Source organism: Conyzicola nivalis, assembly GCF_014639655.1.
GTDB classification, from domain to species: domain Bacteria; phylum Actinomycetota; class Actinomycetes; order Actinomycetales; family Microbacteriaceae; genus Conyzicola; species Conyzicola nivalis.
The window spans coordinates 475,152-491,021 of record NZ_BMGB01000002.1 but is presented as its reverse complement, the minus strand read 5'-3'; the positions used below and the strand labels follow the sequence as shown (position 1 = coordinate 491,021).

Sequence of the window (15,870 nt, the reverse complement as noted above, 5' to 3'; positions counted from 1 at the left end):
TAGTTTATCGTGCTACGCCGTAGCCTCTCTGTATGCGCTCGTTTGCCGTCTCCATCGAGCTGCTGCTGGCCGCGCCGCACTCCCGATATGCCGGACGCCCCTCCGACGGCCCACTCCCCGCCGCCGGCCCCGAAACGCCGCCGTCGATCGAGATCCGCGCCGGTCTCGGGGTGGTCGGCGACCGCTTCTACGCCAAACCCGCGCACCGCGCAGCATCCGTCACCCTCATGGCGATGGAGTCGCTCGAGCACGTCGCGTCCTCGCTTTCTCTCGCCGAGATCCCGGATGCCGCGGGCCCACGCCGGAACATCATGCTGCGCGGCTTTCCGGTCGACGAACTCCGCGGGGTGCGGTTCAGCCTCGATTCGGGCCACGGACCGCTCGAGTTCCAGGCGAACCGGCCCGCCAACCCCTGCGCCTGGATGGACGTGGTGCTGGCGCCCGGCGCCTTCGCGGCGATGCGCGGGCGAGGCGGCATGCGGTGCGAACCGCTGACCTCGGGCACCCTCTCGCTCGGCGCCGCCACCCTGCTCACGCTCCCCTAGGCCGCGGTAGTCCAGTTGTGGCGAGTGGGAGCATGCGCGCACGCGCCACAACTGCACCACCGCCCCTTCGCGGCGGTGCCGACGTGCTTAGAGCAGTGGCGCTACCCGCGCGATCAGTCGATCGGGCGCGCGCAGGTGGTCTTTCGTGACGCGGATGTGGCGCCAGCCGGCGTCGGCGAACATCTCGCGCCGCTCGATGTCGCCCTGGAAGGTCCGATCGTCGGTTCGGTGCACCTCGCCCTCGTAGTCGAGTGCGACGCGCGCCTTCACGAATGCCAGATCGGGCGTGCCGACCCAGTGCCCGTTCGCGTCGTACACCGTGTAGCCGACCACCGGCTCGGGCAACCCCGCGCGGACGATCACGAGTCGCATCTCCGACTCCGTGGGCGAATCAGTTCCCGGCCGGACCTGCTCGACCGCGTCGCGAGCCCGAAGCGCACCCGGCTTGCCGACGTGCTCGCCGACTGCGAGACGCAGCTCGTCCAGCGAAGACAGCGGGGCCTTTCGACGCACCAGGTGATCACCCGCGATGATCAGCTCGTCGAGCGTGAGAGTCGGCGCGAGGCTCAGCCAGACGAGTTCGGGAGGGAACACAGGCAGACCGTCGTGCATATCGAGCGGAGGCAGCGCTCGGGTGCGGTGTCCCGTGACACCCTTCATCCGCGGCGGGAACCTGCTATCCGCCACGAACACGTCGAGCAACAGTCGCCCCTGCAGCCTCGGCGGCAGGGGGACACGGTACAGGCGCGCGGCGGTGATGAATCCGAACCGAAAGTCGGGCGGCGCCACCGGCAGGTAGGCGCGACAGCGGGCGACGAACTGGGCGTGCAGCCGCTCGAAGTGCTGCGTACCCGTGAGCGCAGCGGACTCGCGTTGCTCGGTGCGCACGGACCGCGACCCCCGGAAGACGGCGTCGAGATCGGATGCGCGCAGTCGGCTTCGCGGGACGCCCGACGCGCGAGCCTGACGCACAGAGAAGTCACCGGGCAACTCTTCGGGGAGGGGCTCACGCCGTGACATCCGCCCAGTCTGTCCGTCATACCCGCGGCGCGCGTCCACTCTCCACAGGCCGAGTTAGGAGTGCACTTGTGGCGGGTGGTGCGGCCCGCTTATTCGCCACAAGTGCACTATCGAGGCCCGACACCCGCCACCGCGAACCCAATTTGTTGTCATGTGCCACAAAAACCTTGCGCAATCGAGCCGGCACCGTTTAGCCTCCTATCAGTTCAATCGAAACGTTTAGACGATGGAGTCACGATGGCCAACATTCACGACGTCGCTCGCGCGGCGGGTGTCTCCATCAGCACCGTCTCGTACGCCATCAGCGGCAAGCGTTCGATCGCCGCCACCACCCGTCGCCGGGTCGAAGAGGCCGTTCTCGCCCTCGACTACCGGCCCAATGCCGGCGCGCGCATGCTCAAGGGAACGCGCACGAACCTGCTCGCCCTGAGCGCTCCCCTGCACGCCGGATCGCACGGCCCGGCCCACATGGCATTCGTCCTCGCGGTCATCAATGCCGCACGCACGTTCGACTACGACGTGGTGCTCTTGACTCAGGATGACGCGACCAGCGGTCTGCGCCGGGTGGCCAGTTCGGCGCTCGTCGACGGGATCATCCTGCTCGACGTGTCACAGGACGACGAGCGCATCGAGCTCGTGCGCACGCTCAACGTGCCGACGGCGCTCGTCGGCGTTCCGCGGGTCACCGACGAGCTGGTCTGCGTCGACCTCGACTTCGAGCGCGCGGCAGAACTCAGCGTGCAGACGCTGGCGGCCCAGGGGCACACGCAAATCGGCCTCGTCGGCCAGGACCCGCTGATCTACGAGCGCGGGTCGAACTTCCCGCACCGGTTCCGCGCGGCGTTCGAGGCCGAGGCCCTGCGCCTGGGCATCGATGCCGCGTTCGTGCCCTCGCGTGAGAACACCGCGAGCGTCCGCGCGGCCGTCGACGAGCTGGCGGCCGAACTGCCGGCGATGACCGGCCTGATTCTGCACTGCAACGAACCCGTGCAGTCGATGGTGCTCGAGGTACTCGACCAGCGTGGCATCCGGATACCCGCCGACATGTCGGTGATCTCCGCCTGCTCCAGCTTCGACACCGTCCACCTGAACCCGCCCCTCGACGTGATCCCGCTCCCCGCGAGCGACACCTGCGGTCGCGCCGTCGCGCTCCTGATGGAGCAGCTCTCCACCGGCGTCGAGCCGCGTGTCGAACTTCTCCCTCCCACCCTGGTCGAGCACGGCTCGACCGCCGCCCGCCAGCGGGTCTAACCACAGCACCAGGAAAGGACAGACTCTCCCCTTCAATCGAAACGTTTCGACCAACAGCAGCAGTTCTTCAATCTCGGCCGACCGGCCGGCTCTACAAGGAAGTAGCAAACAGTGAAAAAGAACACCAGGCACGCGGCCGCAATCGCCGCATTCGCCGTCAGCGCCATCGTGCTCGCCGGATGTTCCGGCGGCGGTTCCGAATCCGATGACAACACCCTCACCCTCTGGCACTTCGAAAGCGACACGAGCGCCATGGGCATCGCGTGGGAGGAGGCGATCAAGGTATTCGAAGAGGAGACCGGCGCCACCGTCGACTTCGAGGAGAAGAGCTTCGAGCAGATACGCTCGACCGCCAGCCAGGTCCTCAACTCCAACGAGGCGCCGGACATCCTCGAGTACAACAAGGGCAACGCCACGGCGGGCCTGCTCGCCAGCCAGGGCCTGCTCTCCAGCCTCGACGACGCCTACGACGAGTACGGCTGGGCCGACAAGCTCGCGCCCTCTCTGCAGACGACCGCCCGCTACGACGACAAGGGCATCATGGGCGACGGCTCGTTCTACGGTGTGCCGAACTACGGCGAGTTCGTCGAGGTCTACTACAACAAGGACATGTTCGCCGAGAACGGCCTCGAGGTCCCGACGACACTGGCCGAACTCGAGAGCGTGATGAAGTCGTTCGCCGACAAGGGCGTCACGCCCCTCGCCGAGGCGGCCGCCGAATACCCCCTCGGGCAGCTCTGGTACCAGCTCGCGCTGACCAAGGCGGACCGCGGATGGATCGACGACTACCAGCTCTACAAGGGCGACATCGACTGGGAGGGCGAAGAGGTCAGCTACGCCACCGAGACGATCAAGGACTGGACCGACGCCGGCTACATCAGCAAGGACTCCACCGGACTGAAGGCTGAAGACGCCGGAACCGCGTTCATCAACGGCACCTACCCGATCTTCTTCTCGGGCAGCTGGTGGTACAACCGGTTCACGACCGAGGCCACCGGCTTCGAGTGGGGCACCTTCCTCTTCCCCGAGGCCGAGTTCGCGCCCGGATCGGCCGGCAACATGTGGGTCGTTCCGGAGAACGCCGCGAACAAGGACCTCGCCGCGCAGTTCATCGACATCACCATGCGTCCCGAGATCCAGGCCATGATCGGCAACAACGGCGGAATCCCGGTGGCGGCGGATGTCGCGGACATCACCGACCCGAAGAGCATCGAGCTGATCACCAACTTCAACACGCTCACCGAGCGCGACGGCATCGGCTTCTACCCCGACTGGCCCACCGCGACGTTCTACGACGAGCTGAACGCGGGTCTGCAGGAGCTGGTCAACGACACCAAGTCGCCGGCCGACGTGCAGAAGCAGCTGGGCGAGCAGTATCAGGCGGGCGTCGACGACATCGTCGGCTAGTCGCACTCCGGTCGGGGGCCGTCCGCGGCCCCCGACCCCCTTCATCCGCCCTTCACGAAAGGCCACTCGCATGGTGATGTCACGCACCACCTCGGCGCCGCCCAAGCGGCTGCTCCCCAGCCTCATCCCCGGAAGCGCGACACGCGCGTTCTGGCCGTACCTCCTCCCGGGCCTCGCGTTGCTGACGCTCATCGTCATCGTGCCGCTGGTGTGGAACGTCTACCTCACCTTCACGAGCTATCGCGGCATCCGCCCGCCCGAATGGATCGGTCTCGAGAACTGGGAGAAGCTCTTCGCCGACGACGTCTTCTGGACCAGCTTCGGCAACTCCATCGCCATGGTCGTCGCCATGGTCGTCGTGCCTACGCTGCTGGGTCTCGTGCTGGCGGCCATGCTCTTCGACCTCATCGGCAAGAAGTTCGGCGGCAAGCTCGCCAGCTTCTTCCGGGCCACCTACTACCTGCCGCAGATTCTGCCGGGCGTCATCGCCGCGATCGTGATCGGCTGGATCCTTCGCCCCCAGAACGGCGCGCTCAACGAGGTGCTCGAGGGCATCGGACTCGGCGGTCTCGCCCACAACTGGCTGGGCAGCCCCGACACCGCACTGCCCAGCATCATGGTGATCATGATCTGGGTTCAGCTCGGCTACCCGATCGTGATCTTCATGGCCGCCCTCGAGCGCGTCGACCCCGAGCTGTACGAAGCGGCGGAGCTCGACGGCGCCAACTGGATCCAGCGCTTCCGTTCGATCACGGTGTCGATCATCCGACCCGAGATCTTCGTGGTCACCCTCACCTGCACCATCGCCGCGCTCAAGGTGTTCGGCCCGATCTACACCCTCACCGGCGGCGGACCCGGCACGTCCACCATCGTTCCCGCCTACTACGCCTACAGCGAGTTCTTCCAGTCGCAGCAGGTGGGCTACGGCGCCACGATCGCCACCGCACTCACCGTCGTCATCGCCGCCGTCTCGATCGTCTTCATCGTCTTCCAGACCCGGCTCGAGCGCAAGGAAGAGGAAATCTAATGACTTCCACACTCAGCACCGACACCGAGGTCGTCGCGGCGCCCCTCGTGAAGAAGCCGGCGCGCAAGCGGGGCGGGCCGAAGGGCAAGACCCCGGGCGACTGGGCGATCCTGCTCGTCGCCATCCTGCTCGGCCTGCTCATCGCCGTGCCGTTCTTTATGATCCTGCTCAACTCGTTCAAGTCGCCCGCCGACTACAACGCCAACGGTCCGCTCAGCCTGCCGACCGGTCTCGACTTCGGCGGCCTCACGAACTTCTGGGAACGCGTGAACTTCCCCGAGAAGCTGTGGAACAGCTTCTTCATCTCGAGCGTCGTCGCCGTCGCCGCCGTGCTCATCTCCATGCTCAACGCCTTCGCGCTCGGTATCGGGCGGGTACGCGGCCGCACCTGGATCGTGGTGCTCATCCTGCTGGCGAACATGCTCCCGCAGGAGGTGCTGCTCTACCCGCTCTACTTCATGTTCAAGTCGGTGGGCCTGTACGACAACCAGTGGGCCGTCATCATCATCTTCGTGGTGATCCAGAGCGCGTTCGGCACCTACCTGCTCGCCTCGGTGTACGGCACGTTCCCGAAGGAGATCCTCGAAGCGGCATCCATCGACGGCGCGAGCCGGTGGCGCATCCTGTGGCGCGTCGTCTTCCCGATCTCGCGGGGCACGCTCAGCGTGCTGCTCATCTTCTTCTTCATCTGGACCTGGAACGAGTTCCTCATCCCGCTCACCTTCCTGGTCAGCAACGCGACCCAGACGGTGCCGGTCTCGATCGCCGTGCTGCAGGGCGACCGCCTGATGGACGTCACCACCACGAGCGCGTCCGCGCTGCTCGGTCTGCTGCCGACCCTGATCTTCTTCCTCATCTTCCAACGAACCCTCACCAGGGGCATTACCGCAGGAGCAGTCAAGTAACCATGAAATTCACCGACGGATTCTGGCACGCCCGCCCCGGGGTCGACGCCCGCTATGCCCAGGAGGCGTACGACATCGAGCACCGCGGCGACGCCATCCGCATCACCGCTCCGACCAAGGTGATCGAGCGCCGCGGCGACGTGCTCAACCGCGCGCTGCTCTCGGTGACGCTCTCCGCTCCCCTGCCCGGCATCATCCGGGTGCGGATCGAGAAGAACACGGGCGGTACACGCAACCAGGGCTTCGAGCTCGACGGCGCGACCGACGAGGCCCCGGCGATCGCGATCGACGAGGCCGGCGGCGTGATCACCTCGGGTCCGCTCAGCGCGCGCATCGCGGCCGGGTCGCCGTGGAACCTGACGTTCGAGTCGGGCGGCCGGGTGCTCACCACGAGCGGCCACAAGTCCATCGGGCACATCGAGCTCGGCGCCGACGCGACCGTCACGGCCGAGCCGGCCGGCGTTTCCGGGGTCACCACGACGGGCCTTGCCGCCGCCCCCGCCTACCTGCACGCCCGGCTCTCACTGGGCGTCGGCGAGCTGGTCTACGGACTCGGCGAGCGCTTCGGGCCGCTGGTGAAGAACGGCCAGACAATCGACATCTGGAACGCCGACGGCGGCACCTCGAGCGAGCAGTCGTACAAGAACGTGCCGTTCTACCTCACCAACCGCGGCTACGGCGTGCTGGTCAACCACCCCGAGCACGTGTCGTTCGAGGTGGGCACCGAGTCGGTCGAGGAGGTGCAGTTCTCGGTGCCGGGCGAGACGCTCGAGTACCTCGTGATCCAGGGCGACACTCCCGCCCGGATCCTCGAGCGCTACACCCGCCTCACCGGTCGCCCCGCGAAGGTGCCGGCGTGGTCGTACGGACTGTGGCTGTCGACGTCGTTCACCACCGAGTACGACGAAGCGACCGTGTCATCCTTCATCGACGGCATGGCCGAACGCGACCTCCCGCTCAGCGTCTTCCACTTCGACTGCTTCTGGATGCGCGAGTTCAACTGGACCGACTTCGAGTGGGACCCGCGGGTCTTCCCCGACCCGGAGGGCATGCTCGGGCGCCTGCACGAGAAGAACCTGCACGTCAGCGCCTGGATCAACCCGTACATCGCCCAGCGCGCCGAGATCTTCGCCGAGGCGAAGGAGGCCGGCTACCTGGTCAAGAAGGAGAACGGCGACGTCTGGCAGTGGGACATGTGGCAGGCCGGCATGGGGCTCGTCGACTTCACGAACCCGGATGCGACCCGGTGGTTCCAGGACAAGCTGCGCGTTCTCTTCGCGCAGGGGGTCGACGCGATCAAGACCGACTTCGGCGAGCGCATCCCCACCGACGTGGTCTGGCACGACGGATCCTCGCCCGAGGTCATGCACAACTGGTACGCCCAGCTCTACAACGCCGCCGTCTTCGAGGTGCTCGAGGAGCACCGCGGTGAGGGCGACGCCGTGCTGTTCGCCCGCTCGGCCACCGTCGGCGGGCAGAAGCAGCCCGTGCACTGGGGCGGCGACAACTCGTCGAGCTTCGAGTCGATGGCCGAGACCCTGCGTGGCGGCCTCTCGCTCGCGCTCAGCGGTTTCGGCTACTGGAGCCACGACATCGGCGGCTTCGAGGGCAGCCCAGACCCCGCCGTCTTCAAGCGCTGGGTCGCCTTCGGCCTGATGTCGAGCCACTCCCGCCTGCACGGTTCGTCGAACTACCGGGTGCCGTGGCTGTTCGACGACGGCACCGAGGCCCCCGGCCAGAGCGCGGTCGACGTGACCCGGCGCTTCACCACCCTGAAGCTCGAGCTCATGCCCTACCTCTACCGGGTGGGCATCGAGGCACACGAGACGGGCACACCGTTCATGCGGCCGATGCAGCTCGAGTTCGCGGGCGACCCCTCGGTCGACTACCTCGATCGCCAATATCTGCTGGGCCACGACCTGCTGGTCGCACCCGTGTTCAGCGCGGCAGGCGACGTGCAGTTCTACCTGCCCGCCGGCCGTTGGACCAACTACCTCACCGGCGAGACCGCCGACGGGCCGCAGTGGCGCACCGAGACGCACGGCTTCGACAGCCTTCCGCTGTGGGTGCGCGAGGGAGCCGTGATCGTCACCGGTTCGCAGAACGACCGCCCCGACTACGACTACACGGTCGACCCGCTGGTCACCGTTTACCCGGGCTTCACCGGCAGCCGCGACATCGCGATCGACAACCCGCTCGACGGCACGTCGGTCACGGTGACCGTGTCGGCGGACGCCGGCGCGATCACCGTTTCGGGGCCCGCGGATGTCGCGTTCCGCGCGGCTCTCGCGGGCGACGACCCGATCGCCAGCTCCGGCGGATCGGCGGTGCTGCGATGAGCGTGACCGACACTATTTCCGTCGGCCGGGCCGACTACCGCGACGCCGGACTGCGCTTCCCGTCCGACTTCATCTTCGGCTCGGCCACGGCGGCGTACCAGATCGAGGGGGCGGCTGCAGAGGGCGGCCGGGGGCCCTCGATCTGGGACACGTTCAGCCACACGGCCGGTAAGACGTGGAACGGCGACACCGGCGACGTGGCGGCCGACCACTACCACCGGCTCGAGAGCGACCTCGACCTCATGGCGTCGCTCGGGCTGGAGGCCTACCGGTTCTCGATCTCCTGGTCGCGAATCCAAGCCACCGGGCGCGGCCCCGCCAACGAGGCCGGACTCGACTTCTACGAGCGTCTGGTCGACGGACTGCTGGCGCGGGGCATCCGCCCCATCGCGACGCTCTACCACTGGGACCTTCCGCAGGCGCTCGAAAACGAGGGCGGCTGGACCAGCCGCGGGACCGCACTCGCGTTCGCCGAGTACGCGCGCATCGTCGGCGAGCGGCTCGGCGACCGGGTGCACACCTGGACGACGCTGAACGAGCCGTGGTGTTCGGCGTACCTGGGCTACGGCTCGGGGGCGCACGCGCCGGGACGCACCGACGGGGCGGCCGCGCTCGCCGCGGTGCACCACCTGAACCTGGCGCACGGCCTCGCGGTCTCGGCCCTCCGCGACGTGGTGACCAGCGACCCGCAGTTCTCGATCACGCTCAACCTGCACGTGTTCCGGGGCGAGGCGGAGGCCGTGCGGCGACTCGACGCGCTCGCCAACCGGGCGTTCCTGGGGCCGCTGCTCGAGGGCGCGTACCCCCTCGACCTGTTCGTCGACACCGCGGGCGTCACCGACTGGGCGTTCGTCCTGCCTGGGGATCTCGAGCTGATCCACCAGCCGCTCGACGTGCTCGGCGTGAACTACTACTCCACCAACCTCGTGCGCGAGTGGGACGGCGTCAGCGAGAAGCAGATGGCCGACGGGCACAAGGCGGCGAGCGGATCGGCGTGGCCCGGATCGGAGAACGTCGAGTTCCTGCCACAGCCGGGGCCGTACACGGCGATGGGCTGGAACATCGACCCGTCCGGACTCGAAGACCTACTGATGGGGCTGCACGCGAGCTACCCGCGGCTACCGCTCATGATCACCGAGAACGGTGCGGCCTTCGACGACCGGGTGGTCGACGGCGCGGTGCACGACGCCGACCGGGTCGACTACCTGCGCCGCCACATCACGGCGGTGCACCGCGCCCTCGAACGCGGCGTCGACCTGCGCGGCTACCAGGTGTGGTCGCTGCTCGACAACTTCGAGTGGGGCTACGGGTACGCGAAGCGTTTCGGCATCGTACGGGTCGACTACGAGACGCTCGAGCGGCTGCCGAAGGACAGCGCGCACTGGTACGCGCGGCTGGCGCGGGAGCACGTGCTGCCCGAGTAGCCGCGCCGCCCAATCCACCTGGGGCGCCGCACCGAATCCCTAGTAAGGACACGTCGTCCTCGAGCATTTTCTGGGAATGGTGCACCACATGACTGAATCGACCGCGCGCGTAGCCGTCATCGGAGGCTCCGGCCTCTACTCGTTGTTCGACCCCGAGTCGAGCGAGAAACGGCGCATCGATACGCCGTACGGGCAGGCCGTCGTCACGATCGGGCAGCTCGGCGGTCGCACCGTCGCGTTCCTCACCCGCCACGGCGCCGACCACTCGGTCGCCCCGCACCTCATCAACTACCGCGCCAACATCTGGGCGCTCGCCTCCCTCGGGGTGAAGGCGATCCTGTCGAGCGCGGCGGTGGGCGGTGTCAGCCCCGACTACCTGCCCGGCACGCTCGTGCTCACCGACCAGTACATCGACCGCACGCACGGGCGTCGCGACACCTTCTTCGACATGGTTTCGGTGCAGCACCTCGCCAGCGCCGACCCGTTCGACCCCGAACTGCACGCGCTCGCCGCGGCGACGCTGACCGGCGACGATGTGAAGACCTCGGGCACCGTCGTCGTCATCCAGGGGCCGCGGTTCTCCACCCGCGCCGAGTCGCTCTGGTTCCGCGCGGCCGGCGCGCACACCGTCAACATGACGCTCTACCCCGAGGTCCCGCTCGCCGCCGAACTGAACATCGGCACCGTCAACCTCAGCTACGTCACCGACTCCGATGCCGGTGTGGCCGACGACGAGAAGCAGGGCGAACCGCTCAGCGCCGCGCTGGTCTTCTCGCGCCTCAAGGAGGCACAGCCGCGCATCGTGGCGGCGATCGAGGCGATCATCCGCGCGCTGCCCGAGGACTACGCCGGGCGCGAGCTCATCGACCCGGCCGAGGTCGCCAAGGTGATGGCACAGTGAGGCTGCTCGTCACCGGCGGGGCCGGCTTCATCGGATCGGCCATCGTCGAGGCCGCGCTCGGCGCGGGACACGAGGTGCGCGTTCTCGACTCGTTGCGCGCCGACGTGCACGGCGGCGAGCCGTCGATGCCCGACGGCGTCGACTTCATCCGCGGGGACGTGCGCGACACCGGTACCGTCGCCGCGGCCCTCGAGGGCGTCGACGTCGTGTGCCACCAGGCCGCGAAAGTCGGTCTGGGCGTCGACTTCTCCGACGCGCCCGACTACGTGAGCACGAACGAGTACGGCACCGCGGTTCTGTTGGCCGCGATGGCGGAGGCCGGCATCCGGCGGTTCGTGCAGGCCAGCTCCATGGTGGTCTACGGCGAGGGCGCGTACCTCGGCGCGGGCGGTCTCACCCGACCGGCACCGCGCCGCGCCGAAGACCTCGACGCCGGACGCTTCGACCCGCTCGACGACGACGGCTCGCCGCTCGAGCCGGCGCTCATCGTCGAGGACGCACCGCTCGACCCGCGCAACGTCTACGCCAGCTCGAAACTCAGCCAGGAGCACCTCGCGACGAGCTGGGCCAGGTCGACGGGCGGGGTCGCGGCGAGCCTGCGCTACCACAACGTCTACGGGCCGGGCATGCCGCAGAACACGCCGTACGCGGGGGTCGCGTCGCTGTTCCGCTCGTCGCTCGAGCGCGGGGAGGCGCCGCGCGTGTTCGAGGACGGCCGGCAGCGCCGCGACTTCGTGCACTCGCACGACGTCGCCGCCGCCAACCTCGCCGCCATCGAATTCACGGGGCGCGCGCAGGGCTCACGCGCCTTCAACGTCGGCAGCGGGGTGGTGCACACGATCGGCGAGATCGCGCGGCAGCTCAGCGAGCACTCGGGCGGGCCGGCACCCGTGGTCACGGGCGAATACCGGCTCGGCGATGTGAGGCACATCACCGCGTCATCCGACCGTCTGAAAACCGAACTCGGCTGGGCCCCGCGTGTGACCTTCGAAGCGGGCATGCGCGAATTCGCGACGGCTCCGCTGCGGGCGGCGGTCGCGTGAACGTCGACGTCATCTTCCCCTGCCTGAACGAGGAGCGCGCCCTGCCGTGGCTGCTCGCCCGCCTGCCCGAGGGCTACCGCGCGATCGTCGTCGACAACGGCTCGACCGACAACTCCGCCGAGGTCGCCCGCTCGCTGGGCGCGACCGTCGTCACCGAGACCCGTCGCGGATTCGGTGCGGCGGCCCACGCTGGGCTGCTCGCCGCGACTGCGCCCGTCGTCGCCTTCTGTGATGCGGATGCCTCGATGGACCCCCGCGACCTGCCTCGCGTCGTCGACCCCGTCGTCGCCGGCACGGCGCAACTCGTGCTCGGTCGCCGCCGTCCCACCAGCCGGGGCGCTTGGCCGCTGCACGCGCGCATCGCCAACCGCGCGCTCGCCGCCCTCATGCGCGGCGCCACGAAACTCGACCTGCACGACCTCGGCCCCATGCGCGCCGCGAACCGCGAGGCGCTGCTCGCCCTCGACCTGCGCGACCGGCGCAGCGGCTACCCGCTCGAACAGGTGCTGCGCGGGCACGCCGAGGGGTGGCGCATCATCGAGGTGGACTCCCCCTACGCGCCGCGCATCGGCCGCTCGAAAGTCACCGGGACGATCCGCGGCACCTACATCGCCGTGCTCGACATGAGCCGGTTGCTGCGCGTGCAGAACCGGGCAACCCGTTAACCGCTCGGCTCCGAATGAGTGATGTCCGGCACTATTCCGGACGGCCTGCTGGGAGGGCACACACCATGACCACACTGATCCTGATCGCCAAGGAAACCATTCCGGGCAAGGTCAAGACGCGCCTGCACCCGCCGCTGAGCCTCGAGCAGGCCGCGACCCTTGCCGCCCACGCGATCAGCGACACCCTCGCCGCCGTCGCCGACCTGCCAGCGACCCGACGCGTCCTGCTCTTCGACGGCGTGGTCACGCCCGCCGGTACCGAGGGCTGGGACGTCGTGCACCAGGTCGCAGGCGACCTCGACGAGCGGCTCGCCACGGTCTTCGACGAGGTCGAGGGCCCCACGATCCTCATCGGCATGGACACCCCGCAGGTCTCCGCCCTCGATCTGGCTCCCGCGTTCGCCTGGCCCGACGGCGTCGACGCGTTCTTCGGCCCCGCCAACGACGGTGGATTCTGGGCTCTCGGAATGGCGAACCCGCGCGGCGACCTCATCCGCGGCGTACCCATGTCCCGCCACGACACCGGGCGCATCCAGCTCGAACGCCTGCTCGATGCCGGCCTCAACGTCTCCATGCTCCCGGAGCTGACCGACGTCGACACGTTCGACGACGCCCTCGAGGTCGCCGAGATTGCGCCGCATACCGCCTTCGCCGCGGCCGTCACCACGTTCTGCGACGCCGCGCTGGTTCGCGCGTGAGCACCGTCTCCGTCGCCGCGAACACCTTCGGATCGGGCGGCGCTGAGCCGTACGCCGAGGCCCTGCGCCGCAACGACGCCGTCACCCTCCTGCTGCGCGACGACGAACAGGGCGCGGCGAGCCGATCGACGATGGACGTCGCCCGCTGGAATGCGGGGGCGGATGACGCGGATCTGACCTTACTGGGTTCGGTCGCCGGCCCCGTGCTCGACATCGGCTGCGGGCCGGGACGCATGGTGCGAGCCGCCGCAGAGCTCGGACTCGAGGTTCTCGGCGTCGACGTCTCCCCCACCGCGATCGCCATCGCGACCGAGGCCGGGCTGCCGGTGCTCCAGGGCAGCGTCTTCGACGCGCTTCCGGGCGAGGGCGCCTACCAGACCGCGCTGCTCGTCGACGGAAATGTCGGCATCGGCGGCGACGTGAGTGCCCTGCTGACCCGCTGCCGCTCGCTGCTGACCGCGACGGGCGAGATCGTGGTGGAACTGCACCCCGACGACGACCGCGACAACACCTACACGGGCCGGCTCGTCGACGCGCGCGGCGGCGAGAGCGAACTCTTCCCGTGGGCCGAGATCGGCCTGCGCCCCATGACGTCGCTCGCGGAGCAGCTCGGCTTCACGCTGCTGCAGTCGTGGGCGATCGACGGCCGCACCTTCTGCCGCCTGGCCTGACTCTGGTCGAGTAGGTCGCTCGCTGGGGTCGCCCGGCGACCGGTCGAAATCGCGCGCCGAAAGTGCACTTACGCACAGTACGGATGCGCCAGCACCCACCACAAGTGCACTCTCGCGCGCGCGCGGGGTGTCGATACGGCCGAGGGCGGCCGACTTAACCGGCGACGGGGCGGCGGCGGCGCACCAGCGCGTACACGCCCAGCGCCAGCGCCGTAACGACGGCCAGCGCGACGTAGAACACGACGAGGTGCAGCCCGTAGTCGAGAGGCAGGAGGGTCTCGTTGCCCGTTCCGGCCGACTTCTTCAGCGCGGCGGGCACGACGATCAGCGTCATGATGCCCGCGATCACCAGGGCGCCCTGCAGGATGAGCACGGCCGGCAGGGGCACGCGGAAGCGCCCGGCCGTCTTGCGCGTGACGACGTTCGCACCGAAGACGGCGAGCGAGATGATCCCGTCGTGGATGACGAGGGCTCCCAGCAACCAGATTCCGATGCCGAGGTACCGGGCGGGGCTCACGTCTTCGAGCAGCGTGATGCCGCCGACCACGAAGAACGCGAGGCCCGTCGCGATCAGGCCGATGCGCCAGATCCGGATTGCGGTCATGCCAGCACCTCCAGGGAGCTCAGCCACTTGGTTTGCAACACCCCGGGTCTGCCGGGGGCGATCATGCGAGCCGGGTACCCGTGGTCGAGATCCAGGGTTTCGCCGTTCAGCTCGAGGGCGACGAGGGTGAGGTCGTCGCGCACGTACTCCGGGCCCATGTGCATGATCGCGTACGAGCTGTTCTGCTCGAGGCTCGTCGCTTTGATGGCGGTACCGCCGCGCGCTCCGACGGTGTCGACGAGGTCGCCGAGGCGCACGCCGCGCCAGGTGGCCATCTGGCTCCAGCCCTCGACGCAGGCGATGGGGAGCTCGACGGTGTGCTGCGGCAGCGCGAGCAGCTGGGCCCGCGTGAAGACCTTCGACTCGTTTCCGTTCGACACGGTGAGCACCCAGTCGGGGTCGGTCGCGGTCTTCTCGATCTTCGCGGCCGCGGCGGTGCGGTTCACGGGGAGGCCGTTCGGTCCGACGCCCTGCTTGCGGGCCCCGAAGACGTTCGCGCCGTCGAGGAGCTTGAACGACTGCCCCGCGGTGAGGGCGACGAGGGCCGCGCTCGCGACGGTGACGATGGTGAGGAAGCCGCGTCGGCTCGTGCGTGGGGCGGCGGGCGGGGTGTCGTCGATCCAGCGGAAGAGCCGGCCGGTGACCCCCTCGGCGCGGATGATCGCGTTGCGGGCCGGCGAGGAAGTGAGTTTGCCGGGGGCGGAGGCGATGGTGGCGTCGACGGGCGCTTCCTCCTTCGCAGGCTCAGTCGGCGCTGGGGTCGCGAATTCGCTGGCGCGATTTTCATAGCTCCACCGCGCAGGCTCAGCGACCGAAGCGGCCGGCTTGCGCCAGTGCTTCGCGATCACGTCGAGCTTCACCGCGATGTGGATGGCGAGCGACCCGACGATCACGAACGACAGCACGTAGTGCGTCTGCCGGAACGGGAACGGGAACACCGCGTACAGCTGGTACGTGTTGAGCAACCCGATCACGATCTGCACGATCGACGTCGAGACGAACAGCGCGATCGACGCGCGCTCGAGGAAGTGCGGGAACGAGCGCACCGGCGGCGTCTGGAACAGCTCGGGGAAGACGATGTACAGCTTCGCGAGCAGCAGCGGGAAACACAGGATGCCCGCGGTGATGTGTACGCCCTGGCTCACCTGGTACAGCGCGGTCGGCCGGGTGGGGAACACCATCCACGGCAGCGGGTCCTGCAGGAAGTGGCTGCAGATGCCGGTGCCGAAGCACAGCAGGAACGCGACGGCGAGCAGCCGGCCGATCACGACCGCCATGCGCGGGTTGCGGGAGGGTGCCGCGAGAGAGCGCCGCAACGCTCCCAGTAGTCTGTGCACCGCCGGAATGATCATGCCCATGATTCGTAGCCC

At 68.7% G+C, this 15,870-nt stretch carries 15 protein-coding genes; 12 read left to right on the top strand and 3 right to left on the bottom strand.

What is annotated here, in order from left to right; all coding sequences use genetic code 11:
- Positions 1-32: 32 nt before the first annotated feature.
- Positions 33-545, top strand: coding sequence for a molybdenum cofactor biosysynthesis protein (locus IEV96_RS15850; RefSeq protein ID WP_188511699.1), 513 nt, complete (start codon positions 33-35; stop codon positions 543-545).
- An 87-nt stretch (positions 546-632) separates the two neighbouring features.
- Here the strand turns inward: IEV96_RS15850 and IEV96_RS15845 are convergent, their stop codons facing one another.
- On the bottom strand, positions 633-1,565 hold the full coding sequence (locus tag IEV96_RS15845; protein WP_188511698.1) for a putative endonuclease domain-containing protein: 933 nt from the start codon (positions 1,563-1,565) through the stop codon (positions 633-635).
- A 237-nt stretch (positions 1,566-1,802) separates the two neighbouring features.
- Here IEV96_RS15845 and IEV96_RS15840 point away from each other — a divergent pair, with 237 nt between their 5' ends.
- The 11 genes from IEV96_RS15840 (at position 1,803) to IEV96_RS15790 (ending at position 13,896) form a co-directional block, all read left to right on the top strand.
- A complete protein-coding gene (locus IEV96_RS15840) occupies positions 1,803-2,816 on the top strand; it encodes a LacI family DNA-binding transcriptional regulator (RefSeq protein WP_188511697.1) in 1,014 nt (337 codons plus the stop codon).
- A gap of 111 nt (positions 2,817-2,927) precedes the next feature.
- Positions 2,928-4,223: an ABC transporter substrate-binding protein gene (locus tag IEV96_RS15835; protein WP_229733461.1), complete on the top strand. Its 1,296-nt coding sequence runs from the start codon at positions 2,928-2,930 to the stop codon at positions 4,221-4,223.
- A 70-nt stretch (positions 4,224-4,293) separates the two neighbouring features.
- On the top strand, positions 4,294-5,250 hold the full coding sequence (locus IEV96_RS15830) for a carbohydrate ABC transporter permease (protein ID WP_229733460.1): 957 nt from the start codon (positions 4,294-4,296) through the stop codon (positions 5,248-5,250).
- Positions 5,250-6,155, top strand: coding sequence for a carbohydrate ABC transporter permease (locus tag IEV96_RS15825; RefSeq protein ID WP_188511695.1), 906 nt, complete (start codon positions 5,250-5,252; stop codon positions 6,153-6,155). The genes IEV96_RS15830 and IEV96_RS15825 overlap by 1 nt, the downstream gene beginning before the upstream one ends.
- Positions 6,156-6,157: 2 nt before the next feature.
- The gene (gene yicI, locus IEV96_RS15820; RefSeq protein WP_188511694.1) at positions 6,158-8,494 is read left to right on the top strand and encodes an alpha-xylosidase; all 2,337 of its coding nucleotides are present in this window, start codon (positions 6,158-6,160) and stop codon (positions 8,492-8,494) included.
- Entirely contained in the window at positions 8,491-9,918 is a 1,428-nt protein-coding gene (locus IEV96_RS15815) for a GH1 family beta-glucosidase (RefSeq protein WP_188511693.1), read from the top strand. Before yicI ends, IEV96_RS15815 begins: the two co-directional genes overlap by 4 nt.
- A gap of 88 nt (positions 9,919-10,006) precedes the next feature.
- Complete coding sequence (locus IEV96_RS15810; protein ID WP_188511692.1) at positions 10,007-10,819, top strand: MTAP family purine nucleoside phosphorylase; 813 nt, start codon at positions 10,007-10,009, stop codon at positions 10,817-10,819.
- Entirely contained in the window at positions 10,816-11,862 is a 1,047-nt protein-coding gene (locus tag IEV96_RS15805) for an NAD-dependent epimerase/dehydratase family protein (RefSeq protein ID WP_188511691.1), read from the top strand. Before IEV96_RS15810 ends, IEV96_RS15805 begins: the two co-directional genes overlap by 4 nt.
- Positions 11,859-12,527: a glycosyltransferase family 2 protein gene (locus IEV96_RS15800; protein WP_188511690.1), complete on the top strand. Its 669-nt coding sequence runs from the start codon at positions 11,859-11,861 to the stop codon at positions 12,525-12,527. Before IEV96_RS15805 ends, IEV96_RS15800 begins: the two co-directional genes overlap by 4 nt.
- A gap of 65 nt (positions 12,528-12,592) precedes the next feature.
- Positions 12,593-13,225, top strand: coding sequence for a TIGR04282 family arsenosugar biosynthesis glycosyltransferase (locus IEV96_RS15795; protein ID WP_188511689.1), 633 nt, complete (start codon positions 12,593-12,595; stop codon positions 13,223-13,225).
- Positions 13,222-13,896: a class I SAM-dependent methyltransferase gene (locus IEV96_RS15790; protein WP_229733458.1), complete on the top strand. Its 675-nt coding sequence runs from the start codon at positions 13,222-13,224 to the stop codon at positions 13,894-13,896. The genes IEV96_RS15795 and IEV96_RS15790 overlap by 4 nt, the downstream gene beginning before the upstream one ends.
- A gap of 154 nt (positions 13,897-14,050) precedes the next feature.
- Here the strand turns inward: IEV96_RS15790 and IEV96_RS15785 are convergent, their stop codons facing one another.
- Both IEV96_RS15785 and IEV96_RS15780 read right to left on the bottom strand, forming a co-directional pair.
- Positions 14,051-14,500, bottom strand: a complete 450-nt coding sequence (locus IEV96_RS15785) for a hypothetical protein (protein WP_188511688.1) — start codon at positions 14,498-14,500, stop codon at positions 14,051-14,053.
- Positions 14,497-15,858 carry a molybdopterin-dependent oxidoreductase gene (locus tag IEV96_RS15780; RefSeq protein ID WP_229733457.1) on the bottom strand — a complete coding sequence of 454 codons (1,362 nt, stop codon included), beginning with the start codon at positions 15,856-15,858 and terminating at the stop codon, positions 14,497-14,499. The genes IEV96_RS15785 and IEV96_RS15780 overlap by 4 nt, the downstream gene beginning before the upstream one ends.
- Between the last annotated feature and the right edge of the window lie 12 nt (positions 15,859-15,870).